Source organism: Halorubrum orientale, from assembly GCF_059623105.1.
The window spans coordinates 265,675-291,993 of record NZ_JBSPSR010000007.1 but is presented as its reverse complement, the minus strand read 5'-3'; the positions used below and the strand labels follow the sequence as shown (position 1 = coordinate 291,993).

Here is a 26,319-nt window from a genome sequence, read left to right as displayed (position 1 = left end):
AGGGACGCTTTTTTGTAATCCTCACCGCCAGAGACGAACCTCGGCGGTCCTCACCGCCAGGGACGAACCTCGGCGGTCCTCACCGCCAGGGACGAGATTCAGCCGTGAGTTCGCCGGCGATGTCGCGGCGCATCGCGGCCGCCGGGTCGTCGGTGTTTGCGAGCGCCCACATGAGTTTCACCGTGGCGGTCCCAGGGAGGGTGTCGCCGGCTTCGACGACGCCAGCATTGAGGAGGTCACGACCGGTCTCGTACACCCGGTCACAGACCCGCCCCGCGAGACACTGACTCGTCATCACGACGGTCGTGCCATCCGCGACGAGCGACTCAAGACGCGGGATCAGGTCGGTGTGGACGTGGCCGAGCCCAGTACCCGCAACGACGACGCCGTCCGTGCCGTCGAGGTACGACCACGCGTCCGGGTCCATCCCAGGTGTGAACCGAACGAGTTCGACGTCGGAAGCGAGCTCGGCCGCGAGTGTCGGATCCGCGTCGGCGTCCCGTCGCGTCGGTTCGCGGTTCCACTCGATCGCCTCGGTCGCGACCGCCCCGTCGGTGCCGGCTTCGACTGCCGACTCGTAGTCCACCGTCCCGAGCGGCTTCGCACCGACAGTCTCGAAGGCGTCGCGTCTGGAGGTGTGATTCTTTCTGACGCGGGTTCCACGGTGGAGCGCACAGCGGTCGTCGTTCGGCGTCGCGTGCATGCACACGAGCGTTTCCGCGTGGTCGGCCTTCGCGGCCTCGACGGCACACACCGCGTTCATCACGTTATCAGAGGAGGGACGATCTGCAGAGCGCTGGCTCCCGGTGAAGACGACCGGCACCGGCACGTCGAGCACGAACGAGAGCGCAGACGCCGAGTACTGCATCGTGTCGGTCCCGTGCATCACGACGACGCCGTCGGCACCGTCTTCCACCTCCTCGGAGACGGCCTGTGCGAGGTCGCGCCAGATCGCCGGCTCCATGTTCTCAGAGAGAATATTGGCGACGACGCGGCCGCGGTAGTTCGCTCGCCCGGCGAGCTCCGGGACGGCCCGCAGGACGTCTTCGGCGTCAAACCGAGCCGTGACGGCCCCCGTTCGGTAGTCGACCGTCGAGGCGATCGTGCCACCGGTGGAGATGAGCGCCACCGTGGGGAGGTCGTCGTCGAACGTGATCTCACTCGATTCGGTCGCTCCAGCGCCGTCGTCGACGGCGCGCGCGCCCGACTCGATGACTTCGGTCGTCGCTGCCGTGCGATCGATACCGACGTTGTACCCGCCCTCGAGCTTGAGCACGAGGTGCTCGTCTGTCGTCGACGGCAGCATCACCCCCTCGTTCGTGACGTCGCCGCGCTCGGCGCGAACGCGATCGCCTGGTTGCATACGCGCCGTTTCCCCGGCCGCGGACTTGAATCCAGCCGTTCGCACTCGGCCGTCGCGAGTGGGTCGGTTCCGTCGTGTCGTCGCTCAGGTCGGGAGGTCGGCGTCGGGACCGACGACTCGATCGGGAGTCGGCGGTGCCTGCCAGTTGGTCGTCCGCTCAAGTAGCTGCACCACGATACCGCCGGTAGCCCCCCAGACGAGGTAGCCCTCGACGTGGAAGAAGTGGAGTCGGTGTGGGTCCCCGTCACGACCGACCCTGCGCTCTGACTCGTAGTTCGTCGGGTCGGTGAACGCGTCGACCGGGAGCACTACCACCTCCGCCACCTCAGACTCATCGGGGACGTACTCACGGTCAGGTGCGACGCCGACGAACGGTCTTACCGCGTAGTCGCTGGTCGTTGTCACGTCGTCGATGCGGCCGAGGACGTCGACTTCCGTGGGTCTGAGGCCGATCTCTTCGTGGGCCTCGCGCAACGCCGTGTCGCTCAGCGAGGCGTCCGACGGTTCGCGTCCGCCACCGGGGAAACTCATCTGTCCAGGGTGGCGCCCGAGGTGTGCGGCCCGCTTGGTAAACAGCAGGTGGGCCTTACCGTCGCGCGCGACGACCGGGGCGAGCACGGCTGCCTCACGGCGCGCCGCGGCAGACGCGGGGGTATGCCGACGGATCCCCGACAGGTCCATACCGGGAGATATGCTTCGGAGGGCGTTAACCTTTCTCCGCAGCATCTGTGCCGTGTGGTGGCTTACACAAATAGAGGAGAGAGCCCACGGCTTCATAGTGATTACTGCGAGTCTTTACCGCCACGACGACTCCCGTCGGTGGTGAGAGCCACCGACCCGCCGTCTTTCGACGCCGTCGATGAACTATTCGCAGTACTCACTATCAGTCGGGGGGTGATGGCGGCGGTTGAGTACAGGTAGATGTGTGATGGTCGACTCGTTGTGGCGTTCGGCTCGTTGTGACGCTGTGACGAACACGACCACACGACACCCGGGCGCTTCTTCACGCTACACTCACCCCAGCCGATTCCATACATGTGGTGGCTACGTGACCGAGACGACCGCGCGACACACGGACACCAATCAGCCACATCCACCCCAATACGAATGTGGCGGTAGTAGTGCGACCAACACGACCGCGCGACACCCGGACACCAATTAGCCACACCCTCCCCAGCCGATTCGCTCGGTCGCTTCGCTCCCTCGCTCATCCCTCGCACGCGCTCGTGAGTACGCCTTCGGCGACTCACGAGGCGCGCGCCACCGCAGCGATGAAGGATACGCTGTGCGTTTTTTGCGCACGTCTGCCGGGCTGCTCAGTCGTCGTCTGCTGGTGGTGACGGACCACCCGAGGTATCCTGATCGGTGGGCGGCGCCGGCCCGTTCAGCGGGTCCTCGTCGGACACCGAGTCGGCGTTCGGTGCTTCTTGTGCGTCGGCCGACAGCTCGTCGGCCGCCGACTCGCCCGCTGTCTGCTCGTCGCCGAACTGCGGTGGGTGGTACGTGTAGAGGTAGCCATCGTGAACGACGTAGTACGCCGGATCATCTGGGTCGTCGACAACGCTGTTGTCGGTGTCGATAGCGAAGTCGACGAGGGCACCGAGCGACGTCGCCTCAGCACGCGGTAGGTCGAATGCGGTCTCCGGCAGCCGAATCGGCGAGATCCACTCGTCGAAGTCGCGGCGGTCTTCCTCGTATGCGAGTCGCTCCTGTTCGGCCGCAGAGAGCCGCAGGAACTCCTGCTGGCGCGCAATTACGAGCCCAGCGAGTCCGACAAGCGGGACCACAAGAAGCGTCACACCCCCGGCTCGCTGGGGCAGTGATGGCGGCGGCTGCTCGACCGTGACCATCTGTGTCGTGTTGTACTCCTCACGGAGCGTTCCAACCGAGGTCGGTCGGTACGTCCCGCTATCGAACGCGACCGGGAGCGTGTGCGTCGTCGTCTCCTCGACCTTCTCGCCGTTGACCGTGCCCGTTACGCCGACCGTTGCTCGTACGATCCCCTCGGGTTGTCCCGGTGGGTTCCCAAGCTGTTCATTTATTGCTGTCGACCGAGTCACCGTCTCGTTCATATCGAGTGCGAAGGGAACGCGTACCGATTCACCCGGTTCGAGTGACTCGGCCGCGGTCGCCGTGAGCGGTTGACTGGTCTGCCAGATGACCGTCGTCGTGTCTCGGCGCTCCTCAGTGCTCTGTAAGACGAACTCGAGTGATACTGTCCCGTTCAACGTACCCGACCCGGCGAGCCCTCGCGTGTCACCGACGCCGTAGCTGAACACGTATGCACCGGTGAATTCTGGTGCGATCTCCGTCAGATAGATCGACCGATTCGAGAGCGTGGTGTCGACGGGGTAGACGTCGTTCGGCTCCGTCACCGTCGCCGCGTGTGTGAACTGGCCGGTGGTCTCCCAGTCGGTGACGGTTCGCTGCTCGGTCGTCACCTCAGGGCCGGTATGGGTTGCGTACGTCGTCCACCCGCCTGCCAGCGCGAGGAGGAGACAGACGGCGATAGCGACCGTGAACTGTCCGTGAAGAAGCGCGCGAAGCCGAAGCAGCCAATTGGACATCGTGGGCGACACCTCACGACTCGTGGAATTTGTTATAGCGCTGCTACCAGCAGAAGGAGCTGTCTACTCGTCGGTGACCGAGCTGATTAATCCTCGGTGGAGCGTCGGCGAGAGCGACCCAACAGCGAGACGCTCCGTTCACGGACACGGTCCCGGACGCGACCCTGTCCGATGAGCCAGATCCCAAGCGCGTAGAACGCGCCCCCAACGAGCCCGTCGATCGCGAGGACCGGAGCGAGTGGATGTATCCCGTAGAGTGCATCGAGGACGGGACGCGGGAGGATTGCGGTGTATCGGTGCTCTCCGAGGTACCGTCTACGATCATCCGCCTCGTCCGGTGGACGGACAGTCACGGCCACCTGCTCGGTCGAACGCGGTGGAATGGTAAGCCGCGTTGGGGTCGCTGAAATCTGTTCGCTCTTCGGCTCGAGATACACGGCCATCGGAATAGACGCGCTGTTGGAGACGTGGAGGGTCGCCGATTCGGTCTCGAGTTGGACCGTCTGGAACTCGTGGGTGGTTGCGGGGCCGACCATCCCGGCGGTCGTCGCCGCGACAAGAAGCAGCATCAAGACACCGACAAGGACTCGTGGATTCGACCCATCATCGCGACGTCGTGTGCGTGTGCGCGACTTCTCGTTCGTCGTCGATTCATTCCACACGTCTACGGCGTACACACCGAACAAGAGGAGGGACGCGAGCGTGGCGAGCCCCTGTGTACCAAGGAGGAATCGCGATCCGACGAGTCCAGCGAGGCGATACTGTGTCGTCTCGAGCACCGACTGGCTCCCTGTGACGAGGTGCCCGAGTCCGGGGATCGGGACGACCCACCCACCGACCTGCAGGGCCGTCGCGACAATCTGTGCGTCGCGGACCGGCGGCTCAGCCGAGCCAGACTGGTCGGTGATCGGGTTGTTGTCGCCTTTGGTGATGTAGCCCTGTTCGGTCGTGCCGACGACCCGATGCGTCGTGAGCTCCCCGCCGTGAAGCACTTCGGCGCGAAAGGTGATCACGTCGCCAGTCGTCACCGGACCCGAGACGGCTGCCGGGACCGCGACAAAGCCGTCGTTCGGTGCGAGCGTCGGGGCCATACTTTCTGTTGTCACGTATCCAAGCACTACCGGCTGACCGAGCCACGCGCTGAGGAGGAGTCCGAGGAATGCGACGACGATGGCAATAGTCACGACGCGCGAGAGCGCCCGCTTGAGTGTCATCACGTGGGCGCTCGAAGACGCGCGGTGTAAGTACGCGCAGACTACCCGCAGCCGACCGACAACGGGGGAGACGAGCGTGGGGGGGGGTCTCGTCAGGGGAGTGGATTAGTCGTTGCCGCCGCCGTGGCCACCATTGCCGCCGCCGTGGCCACCATTGCCGCCGCCGTGGCCACCATTGCCGCCTCCCTGGGTATTCCTTTTCTCCACGTGAATCACGAAGTCGTCGTACCCGTTGAACAGATCCGAGATTGAATCAGTATTCGGGTTCATACCCTCGAGATTGATCTTGACCCCGATTCCACGGGTCGCCGGATAGTTATCATCTCCGTGACTACGGCTCATGTCAACCGCATTCCCCTTGTTCTGTATCGGTGAACCCTCCTTGCCGCGGTCGTAGAACTTCAGATTGGGGTTGGGGTTGTCGACCCAGACCGAGTACGTGAACTTCTCTTTACCTGGGTTCCGGTTTTTCACTCGGAAGACCCCGTCGAACCAGTTCACCGAATCGGGGTTGAGCCCGTTGCCACGGCTCGTGTTGCCGAAGTCCAAGTACATCTGTCCCGAAGACGAGTCGTAGCTGACGTGTTCACCGTTGTTCGGGCACGGTTCGATCGAGATGTACGCGTACTGGTCGTTCGCGAACCGACCAGAGACGCCGCGTTCCATCGTCGACTCCGATATTGCACCAGTGCCCATCACCGCACTTGCACCGGCGGCGAGCGATCCCATACCGACCACGAATTTGCGTCGTTGCATTTGTGTTCAACCTCGTATGTCACGCCGCCTCCGCCCGACTCCAGCTCTCACCGCTCGGGTCACCAGGTCTCTCTGCGGCGCGTATCTCACCCCTCGGCCGATATTGGTATCGTATTCCGCAGCGAGAGTGATCGCTCGGGGACGGAGAATTTGTTCTCGGCGACCGAGTGATCGTCTTGGAGGCCATCGTCGACACCGAGTAATCCGTAGTCACCGCCAAACAGCCCGCTACCACCTGACAGGACCCCGCAATCGGCACTCTGCCGGTGAGACCGAGCGTGAGCCGGCTAGTTACCACACAACAGTATTCTAGTAACTGCATACTACATGATTTTCATCCTATAGGATGTCCATTACAAATCCCACCTGTGGCGATCCACACGATGTATGACTCACAAGCGGGAGTCGATCGGGGGAGCGGTGGAGACGCCGCCGATGGATGCGGTGTACGACGTTCTCGCGAATCGGCGACGACGCTACGCCATCCACTATCTGAAACAGGTTGACGACCGGGTCGAGTTCGGTGAGTTGGCCGAGCAGATCGCCGCCTGGGAGCGCGGGAAGTCACGTCACGAGGTCACCTCCGACGAGCGCAAGTACGCCTACTCGGCGCTCCAACAGCGTCACCTCCCGAAGCTTCACGATCTCGGGCTCGTCGAGTTCGACAAACGTGCTGGGCGGGTTGAGCCCACGACTGCACTCGAGTCGATTGACGTGTACGCCGAAGTTGTCGGCCGGCGGAGCGTCCCGTGGGGCGTATACTTCCTCGGCCTCTCGGCTATCCACGCGGTCCTGCTCGCGATGGTGGGTATCGACGTGCCGCCGCTGTCCGTGGTCGGCGACCTGCGGTGGAGCCTGTTGTTCGTCGCCTCACTCGGCGTCTCCTCACTCGTCTTCGTGTACGACACGCGACGCATGAAACTCGGCGAGAACGGGCCACCGCCGGAGGTGACACGCGAATGACCGCAGCCAGATACGCCCTCCTCGTTGCTGGGGTACTGGTGGTTGCATCGATTATCGTTCCGACGGCCGGCATCAGCTCCGCCTCGCTTGAGCGAACCGCCACCGGCGAGGTCGTCACCGACGACGAGGCGTACCTCGGCATCGACCGGGACTGTCACAACGGCTCAGTACGTGTTACCGTGCGGAACCGCGTCCCAGGCGACCAGCCACTGACCGTTGACCTCACCGCAAACGGGAGTCACCGCACTGTCGACCACCTCGGCGTAGGGGATAGTGAGATGGAGTCGTTTTCGGCGGTCGAGCCGGGCGATTCGATCGTCATCGAAGCGACCGGCGAGAGCGTAGCCATCCACGTGACACGACCACCACCTGTGGGCTGTTGAGGAGGACCCGCCTGCGCTCTTCGGCATTCGTTCTGTCTAGCGCTTGCGTACCCGATCCCCACTTGTTCTCACGACCTGAGGCGATCCCGACGGATTATGTGTCGATAAAAATGAAATTTCAGTATGCTCGACGGACGCGTCGCCATCGTCACCGGCGGATCAACGGGTATCGGGAGGGCGATAGCCGAGACGTATCTCGACCACGGCGCAACGGTGGTGATCGCCAATCGGTCGCCTGAGAGCGGCCACGAGACCGCCGCAGCGTTGGACTGTGAGTTCGTCCGGTGTGACGTCTCGGCGTACGATCAGGTGACCGCGCTCGTCGAGGCCACGGTCAAAGAGTACGGGCGTCTCGACGTCGTCGTCAACAACGCGGGGATCGGTCGCACCGGCAGCGTCGAAGAGATGGATCTCGACGACTGGCACGACGTACTCGACGTCAACCTCACTGGAACGATGTACGGCACCCGCGCCGCGCTCCCGCACCTGAAAGAGACTGGGGGGTGTGTGATCAACATCGGCTCGATATACGGTCTCGTCGCGGGCCCGAACGCGACCGCCTACGCGGCCGCCAAAGCCGGCGTAGCCAACCTTACACGGTCTATCGCCGTCAATTACGCCGAGGAGGGCATTCGCGTCAACAGCATCTGTCCCGGGTTCGTCGAGACACCGATGACCGCCGAGGCGTTCGAAGCAGACGAGTTCTACGAGTACGTGCGAGGCTCAACCCCGATGGGACGGGTGGCCCAACCCGACGAGATCGCCGGTATTGCGCTGTTTCTGGCCTCCGATGCAGCCTCGTACGTCACGGGCGTAAACATCCCCGTCGACGGAGGATGGACTGCTCAGTAAACGGGTTGTTGAGCGGACACGAATCTGTGTGCGGCGGACGGCGGTGTGGCCGTGCGTATCGGACTCGTGTGTCCACGCTCGGTGACGGGAATGTAGTGATTAACCAGCTTGAGGGACACTACGGGTCGTATGGTTTGCTCCCGTTCGGCGACTGTGAGTCTGTGTACAATACGACCGCGCGACACACAGACGCCGCTTCCCGCCACACCCTCCCCAACCGATTCCATATGTCGGTGATGGCTACGTGACCAAGACGATTTCACGACACCCGGACACTACTTCCCGCCACACCCTCCCCAACCGATTCGCTCGTCGCCCACGGGCGACTCGCTCATCCCTCGCACGCGCTCGTGAGCACGCCTTCGGCGACTCATGAGGCGCGCGCCACCGCAAGCCAGAGGAGGATCTTGTCGCTCGAACCTCGGATCACCGATCATCTCGGTCACCCGAGTGGCGTCGCCGCCAGCTCCGCGTGTGTACCTCTAAGGCGACCGCGATCGTCAAGGCGAGTCCACCGAGTGCCACCCACCGGATTGGCTCGATAGGTGCTGTCGCGAGAACGGCCTGTCCGATGGGCGTGTACGTCGCTCCGAGATGGATCACAAAGGCCGCGAGCGTTCCAGCCAAGAGGATCGGGCTCCGTAGCGGGGAGAGCGCGAGGATCGACTTCGTCTCTGACCGCGCGTTCCCGATATTGACTATCTCGAAGAGGACGATCAACGAGAGGAGCTGGTTTCGCGCCGCCTCAACGGCAACGCCTCGCTCTAGCAGCCAGACGAACGTCGCGAAGCCGACGCCCCCGATGACGACCGCCGCGACGAGCGTCCGTTCGATCATCAGCCGGTTCGCGATTCGCTCGTCGGGCGCGCGCGGGCCGCGGGCCAAGACGTCTCCCTCTTTCGGCTCGAACGCCAGCGCAACGTCCTGTATCCCGTTCGTGACGAGGTTCAACCAAAGTATTTGTGCAGGCAAGAGCGGAAGCGGCAGCCCAGCAGCCAGACTCGCAACGACGAGCGTGACCTCTCCAGCCCCAGTCGAGATGAGCAGATACACCACTTTACGAACGTTATCGTAGGCGATCCGACCCTGTTCGATCCCGGCAACGATCGTCGCGAAGTTGTCGTCGCTGAGCACCAAGTCCGCCGCGTCGCGCGCGACGTCAGTTCCCATGATGCCCATCGCGATGCCGATGTTCGCCTGCTGGAGCGCGGGCGCGTCGTTCACCCCGTCGCCGGTGACCGCCACGTAGTGGCCGCTCTCGCGGGCCGCCTCGACGATCTGGAGCTTCTGACCAGGCGAGACCCGTGCGAACACACGCGTCGTCTCGATCAGCTTCGCAATCGTCGCCGGCGTGGCATCGGCGAGATCGGCGCCGGTTACCACCTCGTCCGGTGTGTCTGCGAGTCCGAGCTCGCGGGCGATAGCGAGGGCGGTTTCTGGGTGATCACCGGTGACGATCCGTACGTCGATTCCCGCCCGCTGTGCGGCCGCAACCGCCGCGGGTACACCCTCGCGAAGTGGGTCGATCAGGCCGAGGAATCCAAGAAGTGTCAGGCCTTCGGGCTCGGCGGCTGGGGCATCTCTTCCTGGCTCGGTGTGGGTCCCGACCGCCACGGCGAGCACTCGATAGCCCTCTCTGGCGAGCGCTCCTGCCTGTCGCTTAAGTGAGTCGCGGTCGAGGCTTCCCCCGGCCGCGTCTGTACACATCTCGAGGACGCGCTCGGGTGCGCCCTTGACCACCACTCTTCTGTCCCCGTCGACCTGGTGAATCGACGCCGCGTATCGCTGTGCCGACTCGAAGGGAATTTGATCGACCTGTGGCCACGCTTCGAGCGCCGACGCTCGTGAGTGACCGAGCTTTCGCCCGAAGGTGAGCAGCGCAACATCCACCGGGTCACCACGCCAGTTCCAGTCGTCTCCACGTCGTGTGAGTGTGCCGTCGTTACACAGCACGCCGGCACGAGCGAGCCGTGTGAGCGCCGCTTCGGCGTCGTCACTCGGCGTGGACCCGTCGTTGAGGACGGTCCCGGTCGGCTCGTACCCCTCGCCGGTGACCTCGTAAGTGGACCCGTCCGGGAGACGGATTCGCGTCACAGTCAACTCATTAGCGGTGAGCGTGCCGGTCTTGTCCGAGGCGATCATCGTGCAGCTTCCGAGGCCCTCGACGGCGACTAGACGGCGAACCACGACGCCGACGGCAGCCATTCGTCGGCTCGCGACACCCAGTGCGACGGTGATCCCCACGGGGAGCCCTTCGGGAATGGCCGACACCGCGAGTGCGACCGCGAAGAGAAACATCTCGACGACACTGTACCCGTGGACGGCGACGCCGAGTACCGCCGTGATCGCCGCGGCAACGAGCACCACCACACCGACGACACGGGTGAACCGTTCGACACGCATCACGAGCGGTGGGGCACCACCCTCAACGGCGGTGACGTCTTCGGCTAGCCGACCAATCACGGTGTCCCCGCCCGTCTCTACGACGACGCCACGGCCACGGCCTCTCGTAACGACCGTACCCGCGTGTGCCATGTTGTCCCGATCGCCGAGCGAAACAGTATCGTCAGTCGGCTCCCACGCGGCGTCTTTGCCGGCTGGCGCTGATTCGCCGGTGAGCGCTGACTCATCGACCGCAACGTTTCGCGTCTCGATTAGTCGTACGTCCGCAGGAACGCGACTACCCGCATTGACGACGACGATGTCGCCTGGAACGAGTTCCTCGGCGTCGATATCCCGGAGGGCTCCATCACGCGAGACCGTGGCCCGTGTCCGGATGAGATCCTGCAGTGCGCGACTACTTTGCTCTGCGCGCCACTCTTGGAGTCCACCGACGACCGCGTTGACGAGCAGCACCGCCGCGATGAACAGGGCGTCTGTCTCCGCACCGATAGCCACAGAGACCACCGCTGCGGCGGCGAGCACGTAGATGAGTGGATTCGTGAACTGCCGGGCAGCGATCTGTGACACGCCGACCACAGTCGGTCGTGGAAGCCGATTCGGTCCGACGGTCTCGAGCCGCTGAGTCGCTGCTGCGTCCGTGAGACCGGTGACGTTCGTCTCTAGTTTCTCAAAGAGGGTCTGTTGATCCGTAATGAACCATCGCGAGTCGTCGTCGGCATCGGGCGACATCTACCCCGAGGCTACGCCGAGTCACGACTTAAGTGTCAGCCTAACTGAACGTATGCGTTCGCCACAACGATCGCGGTACTGCCACGGGAGCCGATGAGTGGTTTACGGCGCCTCGTCGTTGGTGGCCTCGGCATCCATCGTCTCGTGGTTGGCAGTCTCGTTGCCAGCCGCCGCGTGATCATCCATCCAGGCGCGCTGTTCGGCCGGGGTCATGGTTCCCCAAGAGGCTATCTCCGCGAGTGTTCGACCACAGGCGGTACATCGTTCGTCTTCGACCGCACAGACGTTGATACAGGGTGACGGCATTGAGGGTAGGTGTACGGTGGCTGAAGATACGCCCGTCAGTCGTCGTCTGCGGCGGCCTCTGTCGTCGGCATGTCACGCGGGCCACCGGCGTGCCCCTCGTGAGCGACTGCGGTTTCCACCAACGTGGGCGAGATGGCGGGCACCTCGGAGTCGTCGACGGGGCCGTCTCTGGCGATCGCCTCCGTCGACCGGGGGAACGTACGGAGGTCTTTGTGGAGTGCGATACCGGCCTTTGCACCCTGACCCATCGCCACCGGAACCTGGTTGTGTCCAGGCGTGACGTCGCCGACCGCGTACACGCCATCAATGCTCGTGCGACCGTGATCGTCGACGTCGACCTGGCCGTCGTCGGTCAGCGCACAGCCGAGCGACTCCGCGAGTGCGGTATTGTAGTCGGAACCGTACATCGGGAAGCCACCGCGATACTCTCGTCGCGTGCCATCGTCGAATTCCATCGCCGCTAACCACCCCGTGTCTGGGTCGTTTTCGATCCCCGCGACGTCCGCGTGAACCACGTCGACTGGGTGCGCCTCGAGTTGTGCAGCCGTCTCGTCGCTCCACGTCGGCTCCGCACCGCGGGTGAGCAGGTCGACCTCGTCCGTGATGTTGAGCATGATCATCGCGACGTGTGCGGCCGCCTCGCCGTGGCCCATCACGTACACCGGCTCGTCGACGAACATGTACGCATCACAGTGGAGACACCAGTGGAGTCCCTTCGCGTTGCGCGGCAGCGGCGGGTCCGGCCGCTCGTCTGAGAATCCCGTCGCGAGCACGACGCGGTCGGCGACGATCGGCGTCTCGTCGCCGGTGTCGAGGTGGAATCGCCCCTCATCGTCGCGCTTGATCGACTCAACGAAGCCGCGCTCAAACGTGCCGCCGTAGGACGTGACCTGCTCGCGACCCGTCGCGAGGAGTTCGTTCCCCGATACGTCCTCAGTGACACCGATCACGTTGTGGGTATCGGCCATCATCGCCGCGCGACCGCCGCCACGGTCGATGAGCACGGTCTCGTGTCCCAGCCGGGCCCCATACAGCGCCGTCGTTAGCCCCGCCGGCCCGCCCCCAACGACCGCGATCTCGTACCGCGTGTCTCCATCGGTCATGTCAGTAGTATAGGCCCGATCCTGTATAAATGCCCGCGTGATGTGCACGGCGCCCGTCCAGCCGCGGGCACGTGTGGATACCGTTTATACACACCCACCCCGTTCGGAGGGACGTGTCACGTCGTCTCGTCGCAGCAGTCACGCTCCTCCTCGTCGGCACCGTCGCCGACATCTGGTCGACGTACCTCGCGATCTCGACCGGCGAGTTCGTGGAGGGGTCACCCGTCGGGCGGGCGCTCATCACGCTGCTCGGTCCACTCCGTGGGATGGTACTCACCAAGCTGGTCGGGATGGCCGTGATTGGGGTGCCAGTAGCGCTCGCCGGCGGTAGCCGCCGACTGGTTGCAATGGTGATGTGTGGAGGCGTTGGCATCATCTCGCTGTTCGCTGCTGGCCGTAACCTCCTGCTCGTCGCAGGGCTGTGGCCCTGACCGGCGACGAGTGTATCGTGTGAGGCTCGCCCGGCGGATGTGACTCGCTCCGCGGATGTGACTCACTCACCACGGGTGAGACGCTCGCCGGTCCGCGACGGAAGCCCGGCACGCTCGACGGCCTCGATCACCCGATCGACGTCGTACGAGACCCGTCGGAGGTCGACCGTAGGCTCACTCGTCTCAAGGATCGTGTACGCGGCGTCCGGGTCGCCGTCGCGGGGCTGACCGACGCTTCCTGGATTGACAACCAGTCGGTCGCCGACCCACCGGGCTCCTTGGACGTGCGTGTGGCCGAGTACGAGGCCTGCGAGGGGGCCACCGTCGCCGTCGTCGGTCGCTTCGACAGCCTCGATCGCGGGCGCAAGCGTCTCGAACTCGCTCGGATACACGTACGCGTCCTCGTGGGCCGGGTCCGGGTGTGAGTGGACGAGCAGGAAGTCGCCGCCGCCGAACCGGGTCGCTCGCGGCAACGACTGGAGCCACGCCAACTGGTCGGCCGAGAGTTCGCGTTTGGCGTGTTCAAGTCCCGCTTCGGCCATCCGGTTGGCTCGATACCGCTCCGGCGTCTCGACCGTCCGATCGTGGTTGCCGCGGACGGTCGCGGCGGCGGCCGACCGGATTCGCTCAACGCACGCCGCCGGCCACGGGTTGTATCCCACCACGTCGCCGACGCACACGACTTCGTCTACTGCCGGCATATCGTCGAGCACGGCCTCCAGTGCAGGAAGATTCGCGTGGACGTCCGACACCAGTCCGATTCGCATCGTCTCTTGTTCAACCCCGACTGGGGAATATCTTCGGTGAGGGCCTCCGAACGGTTCGGCTCCGCGACTCGACGACGCGCTTATCAGGGCGTGTGTGTAGGTGCTCGCATGGTTCCAACGCTCGTGAATGCCGCCCTCGGCGGGTTGCTCGCGGCTGCACTGCTCGGACGAGCGTTCGATCGGCGAACGGTCGCACTCGTCGTTGGCGCGGCAGTAGTGCCTGCCCTCGGGTCGGCCGTCAGTGTCGCACTCGGGTGGACTTCGACCGCGGCGTTGCAGTCCGCCTGGCTCCCACTCTTCGGCACCCTCGTGCTGCTCGTCGACACGCGGTGGCGCGATCGGTCGGTGCTACGGGCGCGCTACGGATGGCGAGGTGTGCGTGTCGCGTGGGTCGCCCTCGCGAGCGTGTCCGTCGCCGGCATCGCTCCGGATCTGTTCAACGAGCCGGGCGTCCCCCTCCTCTGCCCGCTCGAGTCCGTCCGGTACACCGTCGACGGGCTGTTGCTGTACTCCACACAGGAGGGTGTGGTGCAGACACTGTCGACTGGGGGTGACACGCCCGGAATCCTGCCGCTCGCGAGTACTGGGGGCGTCTCCGGTACTACGGATTGGCGTCCCGGTGCGGTCGCACTCGTCGAAACGGGGTGGCAGGCTGTGGTCGTTGCCACCGGAGCGCTCACGCTCTCACTCCGGCTTGCGGGAGTCGGCGGTGGACACCGAGACGTCGCGCTGACACGGGCGACCGAAGAGACGTCGGAGCCAGCGGAGCCGACGGAGACGAACACGAGGGGTCGGTAGTGGTTTCCACGCTCGTCCACGCCGGGTTCGCACTCGTCGTCGCCGCCGGACTGCTCGGTGACGCCGCGGACCGGCGAGCGCTGGGAGCCATCCTTCTCGTCGTGGTGCTACCGGAGGCAGACGCGCTCCTCGGGCCGGTCTATCCAGGCGCTCACCGGACGGTCGGGCACACGGTGGTGTTGCCGGTGGCTGCAGGGCTCCTCCTCTACTACGACACCCAGCAACGCGAGCACTCTTGGCTCCGTGCGCGTATCGCCGATCGCTGGATCGGCGTGGCGGGGGTCGCGCTCGTCGTGCACCTCACTGCCCACGTCGCGCTCGACTGGACGCACCTCGAAGGAGTGAACCTGTTCTGGCCACTCCGCGACGCGTTCACCACCCTCGAGGGTGAGCTGACGTGGTCGCTCGCAGACGGATTCGTCCAGACGTTCGTGGACGTCCGTGTCAACCCGGCGACTGGGCAGACGCGGGTCGGGACGGACGTGACGGGGACGCGAGCGTCCGTCCACGTGAACAACCCGGTCGAGCCAGACGACCCGACGGCCCTCGCCGAGGCCGAAGTGATCGACCGGCGATTCCCGGTTGCTGGACGCGGTTGGCGGCTATACCTACTCGGACTCGGGCTCTTCACTATCGTCGCGCGACAGCTTCAATCGGCGCCGCCGGCCGACGCGTAGCAGTGGTTCGGTGCACCCAAGTTCGCTCGAACTCGCGGGCGCGCAGGCACGCGCAATGATGACGATAACGGACAGATACTTGACGGAGTATGGCCAACCTCTCATATGCCCACGGAACCCGATGTACTCGTGATCGGCGGCGGGGCAACTGGCACCGGAACCGCCCGTGATCTTGCGATGCGCGGACTAGATGTCACACTCGTTGAGCGCGACGGGCTCTCGAGTGGTACCTCCGGTCGGTCACACGGACTCTTGCACAGCGGTGCTCGGTACGCAGAGAGCGACCCAGCGGGCGCAACCGAGTGTATCGAAGAAAGTGCGATCCTGCGCGATATCGCCGGGGCGTGTCTCGAAGAGACCAGCGGTCTCTTCGTAAGCCTCGCTGGCGACGACACAGACTACTTCGAGGAGAAACGCGAAGCGTGTGAGTCGGTCGGAATCCCGACTGAAACGCTCTCACCTGACGAGGCCCGCGAACTCGTCCCCGGGCTCAGCGATGACGTCGAACGCGTGTTCCGAGTGCCGGACGGTGCCGTGTTTCCGTCACGGCTGGTCGCGGCCAACGCACTAGATGCCGAGGCACACGGTGCGACCGTCCACCCAGACGCACCGGTTGAGTCGGTGACCGTCGAAGACGGGTCGATCACCGCGGTTCGCGTCGGCGGGAGCGTCGACGACACGATTCACCCGGCGTACGTGGTCAACGCGGCCGGCGCGTGGGCCGGCGAGGTCGCAGCGATGGCCGGACTCGAGGTTGACATGCAGCCGACCCGCGGAGTGATGGTTTCGCTCGCGTACGACGACCTCGGGCCGGTGTTGAACCGATGCCGGGATCCAGACGACGGCGACATTGTCGTCCCGCACGGCGAGGAGGCGGTCGTCGGGACGACAAGCGTACCGGTGAACGATCCCGATGACTACGAGCAAGCGCGCTGGGAGGTTGAGACCTCGATCGACGAGTGTGCGGCAATGCTCCCGCCGGTCGCCGACGCGCCGGTCGTCCGCGAGTGGTGGGGAGTTCGTCCGCTGTACGCCCCGGACGAGAACGAACGCGGCGGCCGCGGGATTTCACGCGGGTTCTTCCGGTTAGACCACGCTGCAGACGGCGTTGAGAATGCCGTCAGTGTCGTTGGAGGGAAGCTGACCACCTACCGAATGATGGCCGAGTCGACCGCCGACCTCGTGTGTGAGCGGCTTGGTGTTGATGCCGCATGTCGCACCGCCGAGGAGCAACTCCCCGCCGCAGACGACCCACAGCGGCTTGACGCGGCTGTCGCCGCGTACGACGGCCAGGGTCCAACCGATGCGGACGTCGTTGATGCCAGTGCGGGTGCAGCGGGAGCAGAGTCCGCCGGGACTGCCGAAAGCGACGATTGATCCCGGTTGATAACCGAGGGGCACGGCGAGCCCGCCCTCAGCGAATAGGGGTGTCTCGTTTCGACTACGGTTGGTTCTTGTCGTCGAAGCGTTCTCGTATAGTATCGGATGTAGTGTGACTCCGACAACCGCGTGACTCCCGGATACTCCGTTCCGCCATACCCTCCCCAATATGTGTGTGTGATGGCGGCCCTGTAACGAACACGATTCCGCGACACACGGACACCCATTCCAGCCACACCCTCCCCAACCGCTTCCGTACGATTGTATCGGTGACTGTGTGACTCCGACGACCGTGTGACTCTCGGACACTCCTTTCTCCCACAGCCTCCCCAACCGATTCACTCGTCGCCCACGGGCGACTCGTTCATCCCTCGCACGCGCTCGCAAGCCCGCCTTCGGCGGCCTTGCGAGGCGCGCGCCACCGCAAGAGGTGGGATGGAAATGTGTACGAACGTTTCGTGAACACTCGACTGGGTGCCGTGCCCGCAGCGGCTTGAGCCGGAGTGGACAGCTGTGTATTTGGTTCGAGAACACTGCACGCCGACGGTTGCACACGGATCACCAACGCACCGACGATTCGAACACAAGCACAATATAAAGGCCGCGTCTCCTCAGAAGAGGTAAAACAGCGGGAAGAGGAACACCCAGACGATGTCCACGAAGTGCCAGTAGAGGCCGAAGTACTCGATCGGCCGGTTGTCGTCGAGGTACGCCCCCTGGTACGCCCGGTAGAACAGGAACCCGGCGATGAGCAGCCCACCGACGACGTGGATGCCGTGAAGGCCGGTCGTGACGTAGTAGATCGACGCCTGGATCGGGTCACCGTGTGCATTCGCCGAAATTGTTACACCGCGGTGGAAGATCTCGTGGTGCCACTCCCACAGCTTGATCGCGAGGAACGTACAGCCGAGCACGATCGTCGTCCCGAGCGTCGCCAGCACGCCCTTCCGGCTCCCGCGGTGGGCGGCCACGAGCGCCAAGATAACCGTGAACGACGACGTGAGTAGCACGAACGTGTTGATCAGTCCGGGCAGCGACTCCGTCAGCGGCTGCCAGGTTCGCCACCCGGCGTTGAACCGGATGAACACCGCAGCCGAGATGAACGCCCCGAAGACGATCACGTCAGACGCGAGGAAGAACCACATCCCGAGTTTGACCTTCTCGACGCCGTTGAACGGCCAGCGCTCGGCGAACTCCGTCGGCGGCGCATAGAAGTCCTCGAGGCCCCACTTCACGCCGGTGTACACGAGCGCAAGCAGGCCGAGGACGGCAAACACCGGGTACATCGGGTTCGTCACCGTGAGCCCGGTCGCAGCCAGCGACTCCCCGAGCGTGAACGTGACCGTCTCGCGGAAGCCGGAGAGGCCAAACAGGAAGATACCTGTCGCCAGCGAGAGCGCAAATGGCCAGATGCTCGCGTGGCTCGGGTGTTTGTCCCAGTGTGGGTACGCGCGGATGTGGTTCGAGTGTGAGTCACCGCCGTCGGTGACGGCGTTGCCGTTCTCGTCGGCTCGCACGGCCGGTCCACCGTCCGGCACGTAGTCTTTCACGAACTCGAGCTTGCCAGACGCGTACGAGGGCCGGTTTGGCCAGTTCTCAAGCGGCGGCGGCGACGGCACTGCCCACTCAGCCGTTCGCGAGTAGTCCCACGGGTTCTCACCTGCGTCCTCGCCCGAAACGTACGACTTGGCGAGGTTGTAGAACATGATGAAAAAGGAGCCACCGAGCACGAACGCCCCAATGGTCCCCGCCTGGTGAATCGGCTGGAAAGCCGGGTTGTACTCGAAGACGCGTCGCGGCGTCTCCCACGCGAGGAACATCGAGAAGTACACCGCGTTGAAGCCGAGGAAGAACGTCACGAAGTGCACCTTCCCGAGGAACTCGTCGTACATCTTCCCCGTCATCTTCGGGAACCAGTAGTAGACCCCGCCGACGAGCGCCGTCGCCCCGCCGAACATCACGTAGTGGAAGTGAGCGACAACCCAGTAGGTGCCACGGAACTCGTAGTCAAGCACGATGGCGCCGAGGAAGACACCCGTGATGCCACCGAGGATGAATAACAACAGCGCGCCGAACGCGAAGAGGAACGGCGTGGTAAACTGGATACGGCCTTTCATTAGCGTGTAGATGAGCGCGAACACCAGCAGGTCGAACGGGAGCGAGATGCCGATTGTCGTCGCCATCATCAGCGTCTTGATTTCGAGATTGATCGTCGTCAAGAACATGTGGTGCATCCACACGAGGAACGACTGAACGGCGATCAAACAGATCGCGATGATAACCCACTTCCGGCCGACGAGTCGACGTCCGGAGAACGTCTGAAAGAGCTCAAGCATCACTCCAAGCGCGGGGAAGAAGACGATGTATACCTCAGGGTGGCCGAAGAACCACCAGAGGTGACCCCACAGCAGCGAGCCGCCCTCGGTTGCCGAAAAGTACACGCTCCCGAGGACGCGGTCAGCGCCGAGAATCATCATCGCCGCGAGCAGTGCAGCGAACGCGAACAACATCATCCAGACGGTCGCGAGGATAGACCAGGTGAACATCGGCATGTCCATGATGCCCATCCCTTCGGCACGCGAGTGGTGGATCGACGTGAGGAAGTTTACCGTTGAGGCAGTAACGCCGACGACGAACATGAACAGCGCCAAAATCGCACCTGTCGATCCGATCGTCGGCGTGTACATCGGCACGTTGAGCGGCGCGTACATCGTCCACCCCGCGCTCAGCGTTCCACCTTGGAAGAAGCTGAACCCGAGCAGCACGCCCGAGAAGAGGTACATCCAGTACGAAAGCGCGTTGAGCCGCGGAAACGCAAGGTCGTCGGCGCCGATCTGTAGCGGCACGAAGTAGTTCGCGAACGCGAACGCGAACGGTGAGAGGAACCAGAACACCATGATCAATCCGTGAGCGGTGACGGCCTCGTTGTACGCGAGCCCCGAGAGGATGTGGTTTGCCGGGTCCCACAGCTGCAGGCGGATGAGCAGCGCCATCACGCCGCCAAACAGCAGGAAGAACAGCGACGTGATCAAATAAAGGATCCCGATGTCCTTGTGATTCGTTGTGACGAGCCACCGGCGGACGGAAGTGGTTGGCGGCAGTTCGCTCACGCGGGGACACCTCCGATGGTCGCACGGTCACCAGCGAGGGCCACGCGGTCGGCGCTCACTGACGCGCTCTCGGCGCCGTCGAGCGTCGTCGCTTCGACGCTCGAACTGTTCTCGCTTGCGGCGTCACCGCCCGTATTCGCGTACCACTCTTCCCACTCGTCTTGCGGGAGGACGGTGATCTGTCCTTTCATCGCCGAGTGACCGGAGCCACAAAGCTCGAAGCACTCGACCATGTACGTCGCCTCACCGCCTTGGGCTTCGACCTCTTCTGAGCTGACGGAGAACCATGTCTCGCTCTCCTCGCCCGGGATGGCATCCGATTTTATGCGTAACTCTGAGGAGCCGAAGTTGTGCCACACGTCTCGTGAGGTCACCGTCAGGTCGATCCGCTGGTCGGCCGGGACGACGAGTTCAGTCATTTCGCTGTGTCCGTTGGGGTAGATGTACTCCCAGCCGAACTGGTACCCTTCGACCGTGATCTCGATGTCGCCTTCTGCACCGGTGTCGGGTCCGTCCTCGACGTAGAGGAGAAGACCGTAGGCGTACACCACGAGACTGATCACGACGACCGCGCTCAGCCCGAACGAGAGGAAGAGCTTCTTCGCTTTCGGCCCGCCCTGTCCGGTCGGAAGTTCGCCGACGACCGGCGCGTCGAACTCCTCGTCGGGTTCGCTGCCGTCGTCGCGGTACTTGTAGACGTTCCACAGCGTATACGAGACCACGACGATGCCGACGAGGGTGCCGAGCGAGAGGAAGACGAAGAAGATCTCTTCGAACACCTCCGCTTGCGCCTGCCAGTCGGTCCCTTGTTGTAGGGTGATTGGGTCTATCATGTTCGTCTCTCAGCTCTGCTTTGTCAGATGGTGAAAGCGCACTTAGCTCTTTTGTACTCCACCGTTCGGTGACCCGGACATGTACCGAAAATCACCGTCAAAAAGTCGATCGTGAACCCACTCGTGGGGTCGCCACCGTGCCGTCGACGGCCGCGTACACGAAGGCTATTTGTACATACGGGCGAACTGAATAGTACTACAAGCACCATGGTTTCGCTCACCCTCTTGAGTACCGTGTTGATGGGGCTGCTCGTCGTCGGGACGTTCGCCGCCGTCGCGCGGATTGGCAGCAAGCGCACCGCGCCGGGCACGGACGACACCGTGGACCGCTACACCGCCGTGACGCACGCGCTCCGCGACCTTGCCCGCACGCCCGCCGTCTGGTCGGTTGCGTTCATCGTGCTCGCGTTAGGCGTTGGCGGGCTCGCGGTGCTCGCAGTCGGCAACTTCGACCTCGTTGAGGGACTCTCGGGGTCGCTTTTTGCCATCGTCTACGCGATGGTCGGACTGCTTCTCGTCGGGTTCGTCTTCACTGGGGCGTATTTCGGTGCCCGTGGCCGCGGACTTGGAAACGCCCATGGTATTGCTGCCGGGTCATTCGCCGCCGGATTGGCGTTCCTCGTGCTTGTGGTCGGGCAACTCATCGTCGGCGTTATCGGCTGAGGTCGGTCAGTCGCTCACTTGGTGACACAGTGGGCGACCGGCCATTGGGGCGATTTTTATGCCACCGAGACGCCGTGTCGAGTCAAGAACGCGCTCGCGGTTTTGATCTCCGTCGGACTTCCGACGATCCGACGCTGCGAGCCGTCTTCGACGATCGTCACGGTACACCGCGCTTCGAGTGCGTCGCGGAGCCCGTCGAGTGCGTGAGCGGGGACGAGGATCTGCGTACTGTCGCGGAACGTCGCGGCGTCTGGCATTCGTCACTCCGACCGACGGCCGACCACCGGATAACCGTGTCGAAGTATCATTCTAACAACTCGTGAGGCGGGGCCACGGCTGTCGGTCGTCCGGTGACTTCTGGGGTCCGCGGATGCGGAAGGACACTTTTAACGACTCCACCGGCCGAGTGAGACACGATGGGACTGGAAGAGGAGATCGAGGACCTCCGCGAGGAGATCGCCAACACGCCTTACAACAAGGCGACCGAGGCGCACGTCGGACGGCTGAAGGCGAAGCTCGCGGAAAAAAAAGAGAAACTGGAGAACCAGTCCTCGGCCGGCGGCGGCCACGGCTACGCCGTCGAGAAACACGGTGACGCCACGGTCGCACTCGTTGGCTTCCCGAGCGTGGGCAAGTCGACGCTCATCAACGCGCTCACCAACGCCGACAGCGAGGTTGGCTCGTACGAGTTCACGACGCTCAACGTCAACCCAGGAATGTTGCAGTACCGCGGTGCCAACATCCAGATGCTCGACGTACCAGGGCTGATCGAGGGGGCAGCTGGCGGGCGCGGCGGTGGCAAAGAGGTGCTCTCTGTCGTCCGCACCGCAGACCTCGTCGTCTTCGTGCTCTCGGTGTTCGAGATCGAACAGTACGATCGACTCCGTGAAGAGCTGTACGCGACGAACATCCGGCTCGATACGGATCCGCCGACCGTCACGATCCGCAAGACGCACAAAGACGGGATTCAGGTCACGACCGGCGACGGCGTGACGCTCGACGAGGCAACCGTGACACAGGTGTTACGCGAATACGGCTACGTCAACGCCCAAGTCACGATTCCACACGACCTCACAATCGACGAGTTGGTCGACGCCGTCATGGACAATCGGGTGTATCTGCCGTCGATGGTGACGGTGAACAAAGCCGACCTGATCGACCGCGAGTACCTCCCGACGGTGAACGAAGCACTCCGCGAGCGCGACCTCGATCCCGAAGCGGTCGTGTTCATCTCCGCCGAGGAGGAGCGCGGGATCGACGGACTCAAAGAACGCCTATGGTCGGAGCTTGGGCTCATTCGTATTTATATGGACAAGCCGGGTCGCGGGGTCGACTACGAGGAGCCGCTGGTGTTGTTCGCGGGATCCACCGTCGGTGACGCCTGCGAGAAGCTCGGTGGCGAGCTTGACGAGCGGTTCAAGTTCGCACGAGTGTCCGGGCCGAGCGCGAAGCACGACGAACAGCAGGTCGGGAAGGGCCACGAGCTCGAAGACGAAGATGTCCTCCGCGTCGTCGCTCGGAAGTAAGACTGTACGCGGGACGGCGTAGGGTCTGAAACTACGCAGGAGATCGTGAGATCTGAGACCACACAGGAGACAGCGTGAGATCTGAGACCGTCGAGAGGGGAGAAGTGGGTCTGCTGTGTGTGGCTCGACTCGGTATCACGTTTCTCGGAGTGCCCGATGCCGCTTCGTTCTGCTGCTCGAGATTCTCGTGTCGGAGACGAGTCGCCGGGCGCAGTGTGGCCGCCCCGCAACCGCCCGGCAACCGCCCCGCCGCCCCACAACCGCCCCGCAACCACACCGCACCTCGCGGCTCACGGCGGAGCCGTTCGCCGGCCGAGCGCTCCCAGTGGTCGCGCTCGGCACCTCCCCAGCCGCGTCGCTCACTGCGTTCGCGACGCCCTCGCGCTCGGCTCGCGCCCGCTGGGCGCTCGTCGGAGCGCGCCAGCGGGTGTGAATCACGCAGCTGGGGCCCGGCCTACTGGCGGGTCGACCGAAAGGCGCTTTTCGAGCCGTCGCCTCACTCGGACATGATCACGGTCGCGCTGGCCGGCAAGCCAAACGCCGGCAAGTCGACGTTCTACACCGCTGCGACGATGGCCGACGTCGACGTCGCCAACTACCCATTCACCACTATCGACGCGAACCGCGGCGTAGCAGCCGTCCGTACACGCTGCCCCTGTCTCGACCGTGACCAACGGTGTGGCAACGACCGCTGTCACGACGGCATCCGGTACGTCCCGGTTGAGCTTCTCGACGTCGCCGGGCTCGTCCCCGGCGCCCACGAGGGACGCGGGCTTGGCAACCAGTTCCTCGACGAATTGACCGCCGCGGACGTGGTGTTGCAGGTCGTCGACGCCTCCGGCGGGACAAACGCCGAAGGAGAGCCGATCGAGCCCGGGAGCCGAGATCCGGTTGCAGACGTCGATTTCGTCGACGAGGAACTCGACGCCTGGCTCGCGGGACTCGTCGACGACAACTGGGAGAGCGTCGAACGCAAGTCGCGCTCGCCCGAGTTCGACCTCGAGGACGCGCTCACGGCGATGTTGACCGGTGTCGGTGCCACCGAGCCCGACGTCGCGGCCGTGTTGCGTGACCTCGAGTACCCCGACGATCCAAAGCGGTGGACGGAGGGAGACCGCGACCGCCTCGCACGGGCGATTCGTACCAGAACGAAACCGATGGTCGTGGTCGCGAACAAGGCCGACGCCGCGTCCGAGGCAACTCTCGACCGACTCCGTGCGGGTACCGACAAGCCGGTCGTGCCATCGACCGCGGACAGGGAGCTCGCGCTTCGTCGAGCCGCCGACGCGGGCGTCGTGGTCTACAATCCCGGTGACGACGACTTCGACGTCGTCGGTGACGTCTCCGGCGCTCAGCGCGCGGGGCTCGATGCGATCCGCGAGATAATGGCTCAGCTCGGCGGGACGGGCGTGCAAAAAGCGTTGAACACAGCCGTCTACGACCGGCTCGAACAGATCACCGTCTACCCCGTCCAAGATGCGAGCCGGTGGACGGATGGGTCCGGGACGATGCTCCCGGACGCATTCTTGTTACCGGCGGGCTCGACGCCACGTGACCTCGCATACGCGGTGCACACAGATATCGGCGACGGGTACCTTCACGCGGTCGACGCCCGGTCGAGCCGCCGGATTGGCGAGGACCACGAGCTCTCAGAGGGCGACGTAGTAAAGGTCGTCTCGACGGCTGGTCCGTAAGCCGGCAGCACTGAAGCGGTCGCGCTACTCGGCTGAGATGACGTCGTCGATGCGGAGGACCATCGTTGCCGCCTCGGTGGCGGACTCGACCGCCTCGTGTTTCACCGCCGCGGGGTCGACGATGCCGGCCTCAAGCGGGTCACCGACGGTCGCCGTTCGACCCTCGGCAAGGATCCCGGCACGCCCTTCGCTGTCGTGTGTCGCCCGCAGGTCGACGAGCGTGTCGATCGGATCGGCACCAGTGTTCTCCGCCAACGTTCGCGGGAGCGCGTCGACCGCGTCGGCGAACGCCTCGATAGCGAGTTGTGCTCGCCCTTCGACAGACGCTGCGGCGGCACGCAGGTGTGTGCTGATCGCGATTTCGGTGGCACCAGCACCGGGGACAACCCCGCTCTCACGCGCCGCAATCACCACGTCGGCGGCGTCGTTGACGGCGCGCTCAAGTTCGTCGACGACGTGTTCGGTCGAGCCGCGCACCAGGAGAGTGACCGCCTCCGAGGCGTCGCCCCCGCGAACGGAGACCATGTCGTCGTCGTCACCGGCAGATTCAACCGTCACCGTCTCCGCGTGACCGAGGTCGTCGGCGGAGAGTCCATCGAGCGTCCCGAGTCGAGAGGCACCGGTGACGCGGGCCACGTCGTCGGCATCGCTCGAGCTCACGCTCTCGAACGCTAGGATGCCGGCGTCGGCGAGGTGCCCGGCGACGCGGTCGTCGATCGCCTTTCGACAGACCAGCACGTCGACACCGGCCGCCGAGAGGGTGTCGGCGTATCCGCGAAGCTCGGCCTCCTCCGCCTCAAGTGCGGCCGTGAGTTCGTCGACAGATCCAATGGCGTACTCCGCGTCGACGTCTCCCTGGCGCAACTCGAGTTTCGTCTCGAGGACGGCAACGGATGCGTCCTCAACACTTTGAGGCATGCTATCGTGTGCGGAGTCGTCTTCGAACACCACGCCGTCGACGAGCTCCGTCGCCGATGATGGCGCGCCGCTTCGGGGCTGAATGTGGATCGCGTCGTCGTCGACGCCGTGGTCGGTCGCAACCTGCTCGACCGCCCCGACGACGAGTTCAGCCAAATCACGGGCGGTGACGTCCCCGGTACCCTTCCCGGTCATCGAGGATTCTGCGACCGCTTCGAGGAGGTCGGTGTCGATGTCACCGTCTATTACCTGCTCGTCTACGGCCTCGGCGGCCAACCGGGCAGCCTCGGCGTACCCTTCGACGACGACCGTCGGATGGAGCTCATCTTCGAGCAGGTCTTCGGCGCGCGAGAGCAGCTCACCGACGAGGACTGCGGCTGTCGTCGTGCCGTCTCCGACGGCCTCCTCTTGGGTCTCTGCGACCTCGACCATCATCTGTGCGGCCGGGTGGTCGATGTCCATCTCGTCGAGGATGGTCGCCCCGTCGTTCGTGATCACGACGGTCCCCGACGAGTCGACGAGCATCTTGTCCATCCCGCGTGGTCCGAGGGTCGTGCGGACCGCCTCGGCCACCGCCTTGCCGGCGGCGACGTTCGACTCTTGGGCGGCCCGGCCGCGAGTTCGTTCACTGTCCTCAGAGAGTACGTACAACGGTTGGTGAGTACGGGATGCCATACATCGCTCAGTAGGCTAGCGCTTCTGTATATATCTGTCGCTATAGCGTCGGGCGGACCGGCAGACGGCAGTGGGATGGACCATCAGGCGACAGCCGGCTCCCTTAGTCGAAGACAGTGTTCGAAGCGGCGTCGAGTGAGGAGTGCGGCGTGGTCCAGTTTAGCTCGAACCGACGAGGATTTGGGTGACTCTCTCGAAGCGTTCGATC

The 26,319-nt window shown here is 64.3% G+C and carries 23 protein-coding genes; 10 read left to right on the top strand and 13 right to left on the bottom strand.

What is annotated here, in order from left to right:
- Window positions 1-79: 79 nt before the first annotated feature.
- The 5 genes from gatD to ACWUI7_RS09865 all read right to left on the bottom strand — a co-directional run bounded on the left by gatD (window position 80) and on the right by ACWUI7_RS09865 (window position 5,900).
- Window positions 80-1,363, bottom strand: a complete 1,284-nt coding sequence (gene gatD, locus ACWUI7_RS09885) for a Glu-tRNA(Gln) amidotransferase subunit GatD (RefSeq protein WP_496642048.1) — start codon at window positions 1,361-1,363, stop codon at window positions 80-82.
- A gap of 84 nt (window positions 1,364-1,447) precedes the next feature.
- Window positions 1,448-2,044, bottom strand: coding sequence for a CoA pyrophosphatase (locus ACWUI7_RS09880; RefSeq protein ID WP_496642047.1), 597 nt, complete (start codon window positions 2,042-2,044; stop codon window positions 1,448-1,450).
- Between the two features lie 635 nt (window positions 2,045-2,679).
- Window positions 2,680-3,930 (bottom strand): DUF5305 domain-containing protein, encoded by a 1,251-nt coding sequence (locus ACWUI7_RS09875; protein ID WP_496642046.1) that lies wholly within the window; start codon window positions 3,928-3,930, stop codon window positions 2,680-2,682.
- An 86-nt stretch (window positions 3,931-4,016) separates the two neighbouring features.
- Window positions 4,017-5,144 carry a signal peptidase I gene (locus ACWUI7_RS09870; RefSeq protein WP_496642045.1) on the bottom strand — a complete coding sequence of 376 codons (1,128 nt, stop codon included), beginning with the start codon at window positions 5,142-5,144 and terminating at the stop codon, window positions 4,017-4,019.
- Window positions 5,145-5,249: 105 nt separating this feature from the next.
- On the bottom strand, window positions 5,250-5,900 hold the full coding sequence (locus ACWUI7_RS09865; RefSeq protein WP_496642044.1) for a hypothetical protein: 651 nt from the start codon (window positions 5,898-5,900) through the stop codon (window positions 5,250-5,252).
- A 387-nt stretch (window positions 5,901-6,287) separates the two neighbouring features.
- On the opposite strand from ACWUI7_RS09865, the gene ACWUI7_RS09860 reads away from it, so the two are divergent.
- The 3 genes from ACWUI7_RS09860 (at window position 6,288) to budC (ending at window position 8,098) form a co-directional block, all read left to right on the top strand.
- Window positions 6,288-6,863, top strand: coding sequence for a DUF7344 domain-containing protein (locus ACWUI7_RS09860; RefSeq protein ID WP_496642043.1), 576 nt, complete (start codon window positions 6,288-6,290; stop codon window positions 6,861-6,863).
- Window positions 6,860-7,246 carry a hypothetical protein gene (locus ACWUI7_RS09855; RefSeq protein ID WP_496642042.1) on the top strand — a complete coding sequence of 129 codons (387 nt, stop codon included), beginning with the start codon at window positions 6,860-6,862 and terminating at the stop codon, window positions 7,244-7,246. The genes ACWUI7_RS09860 and ACWUI7_RS09855 overlap by 4 nt, the downstream gene beginning before the upstream one ends.
- A gap of 123 nt (window positions 7,247-7,369) precedes the next feature.
- The gene (budC, locus tag ACWUI7_RS09850) at window positions 7,370-8,098 is read left to right on the top strand and encodes a meso-2,3-butanediol dehydrogenase (protein WP_496642041.1); all 729 of its coding nucleotides are present in this window, start codon (window positions 7,370-7,372) and stop codon (window positions 8,096-8,098) included.
- Between the two features lie 426 nt (window positions 8,099-8,524).
- Here the strand turns inward: budC and ACWUI7_RS09845 are convergent, their stop codons facing one another.
- The 3 genes from ACWUI7_RS09845 to ACWUI7_RS09835 all read right to left on the bottom strand — a co-directional run bounded on the left by ACWUI7_RS09845 (window position 8,525) and on the right by ACWUI7_RS09835 (window position 12,639).
- On the bottom strand, window positions 8,525-11,230 hold the full coding sequence (locus tag ACWUI7_RS09845) for a cation-translocating P-type ATPase (RefSeq protein WP_496642040.1): 2,706 nt from the start codon (window positions 11,228-11,230) through the stop codon (window positions 8,525-8,527).
- Between the two features lie 102 nt (window positions 11,231-11,332).
- Window positions 11,333-11,536, bottom strand: a complete 204-nt coding sequence (locus tag ACWUI7_RS09840) for a DUF1289 domain-containing protein (RefSeq protein ID WP_496642039.1) — start codon at window positions 11,534-11,536, stop codon at window positions 11,333-11,335.
- Between the two features lie 35 nt (window positions 11,537-11,571).
- Window positions 11,572-12,639: an NAD(P)/FAD-dependent oxidoreductase gene (locus tag ACWUI7_RS09835; RefSeq protein WP_496642038.1), complete on the bottom strand. Its 1,068-nt coding sequence runs from the start codon at window positions 12,637-12,639 to the stop codon at window positions 11,572-11,574.
- Between the two features lie 113 nt (window positions 12,640-12,752).
- Here ACWUI7_RS09835 and ACWUI7_RS09830 point away from each other — a divergent pair, with 113 nt between their 5' ends.
- On the top strand, window positions 12,753-13,070 hold the full coding sequence (locus ACWUI7_RS09830) for a hypothetical protein (protein ID WP_496642037.1): 318 nt from the start codon (window positions 12,753-12,755) through the stop codon (window positions 13,068-13,070).
- A 62-nt stretch (window positions 13,071-13,132) separates the two neighbouring features.
- Here ACWUI7_RS09830 and ACWUI7_RS09825 read toward each other — a convergent pair whose 3' ends face one another.
- Window positions 13,133-13,837, bottom strand: coding sequence for a metallophosphoesterase family protein (locus ACWUI7_RS09825; RefSeq protein WP_496642036.1), 705 nt, complete (start codon window positions 13,835-13,837; stop codon window positions 13,133-13,135).
- A gap of 108 nt (window positions 13,838-13,945) precedes the next feature.
- Here ACWUI7_RS09825 and ACWUI7_RS09820 point away from each other — a divergent pair, with 108 nt between their 5' ends.
- The 3 genes from ACWUI7_RS09820 (at window position 13,946) to ACWUI7_RS09810 (ending at window position 16,689) form a co-directional block, all read left to right on the top strand.
- On the top strand, window positions 13,946-14,635 hold the full coding sequence (locus tag ACWUI7_RS09820) for a hypothetical protein (protein WP_496642035.1): 690 nt from the start codon (window positions 13,946-13,948) through the stop codon (window positions 14,633-14,635).
- On the top strand, window positions 14,635-15,312 hold the full coding sequence (locus ACWUI7_RS09815) for a metal-dependent hydrolase (protein WP_496642034.1): 678 nt from the start codon (window positions 14,635-14,637) through the stop codon (window positions 15,310-15,312). Before ACWUI7_RS09820 ends, ACWUI7_RS09815 begins: the two co-directional genes overlap by 1 nt.
- Window positions 15,313-15,417: 105 nt before the next feature.
- The gene (locus ACWUI7_RS09810) at window positions 15,418-16,689 is read left to right on the top strand and encodes an FAD-dependent oxidoreductase (protein WP_496642033.1); all 1,272 of its coding nucleotides are present in this window, start codon (window positions 15,418-15,420) and stop codon (window positions 16,687-16,689) included.
- Window positions 16,690-17,303: 614 nt separating this feature from the next.
- On the opposite strand, the gene ACWUI7_RS09805 is transcribed toward ACWUI7_RS09810, so the two are convergent.
- Window positions 17,304-19,802: a cbb3-type cytochrome c oxidase subunit I gene (locus ACWUI7_RS09805; protein ID WP_496642032.1), complete on the bottom strand. Its 2,499-nt coding sequence runs from the start codon at window positions 19,800-19,802 to the stop codon at window positions 17,304-17,306.
- On the bottom strand, window positions 19,799-20,635 hold the full coding sequence (gene coxB / locus ACWUI7_RS09800) for a cytochrome c oxidase subunit II (protein WP_496642031.1): 837 nt from the start codon (window positions 20,633-20,635) through the stop codon (window positions 19,799-19,801). Before coxB ends, ACWUI7_RS09805 begins: the two co-directional genes overlap by 4 nt.
- Window positions 20,636-20,842: 207 nt before the next feature.
- Here coxB and ACWUI7_RS09795 point away from each other — a divergent pair, with 207 nt between their 5' ends.
- Entirely contained in the window at window positions 20,843-21,298 is a 456-nt protein-coding gene (locus tag ACWUI7_RS09795; protein WP_496642030.1) for a hypothetical protein, read from the top strand.
- Window positions 21,299-21,354: 56 nt separating this feature from the next.
- Here ACWUI7_RS09795 and ACWUI7_RS09790 read toward each other — a convergent pair whose 3' ends face one another.
- A complete protein-coding gene (locus ACWUI7_RS09790; protein WP_496642029.1) occupies window positions 21,355-21,555 on the bottom strand; it encodes a VNG_1110C family protein in 201 nt (66 codons plus the stop codon).
- Window positions 21,556-21,714: 159 nt separating this feature from the next.
- On the opposite strand from ACWUI7_RS09790, the gene ACWUI7_RS09785 reads away from it, so the two are divergent.
- Window positions 21,715-22,824: an OBG GTPase family GTP-binding protein gene (locus tag ACWUI7_RS09785; protein ID WP_496642028.1), complete on the top strand. Its 1,110-nt coding sequence runs from the start codon at window positions 21,715-21,717 to the stop codon at window positions 22,822-22,824.
- 506 nt (window positions 22,825-23,330) lie between these two features.
- On the top strand, window positions 23,331-24,518 hold the full coding sequence (locus ACWUI7_RS09780; protein ID WP_496642027.1) for a redox-regulated ATPase YchF: 1,188 nt from the start codon (window positions 23,331-23,333) through the stop codon (window positions 24,516-24,518).
- Window positions 24,519-24,542: 24 nt separating this feature from the next.
- Here ACWUI7_RS09780 and thsA read toward each other — a convergent pair whose 3' ends face one another.
- On the bottom strand, window positions 24,543-26,111 hold the full coding sequence (gene thsA / locus ACWUI7_RS09775) for a thermosome subunit alpha (protein WP_496642026.1): 1,569 nt from the start codon (window positions 26,109-26,111) through the stop codon (window positions 24,543-24,545).
- Window positions 26,112-26,319: the final 208 nt, after the last annotated feature.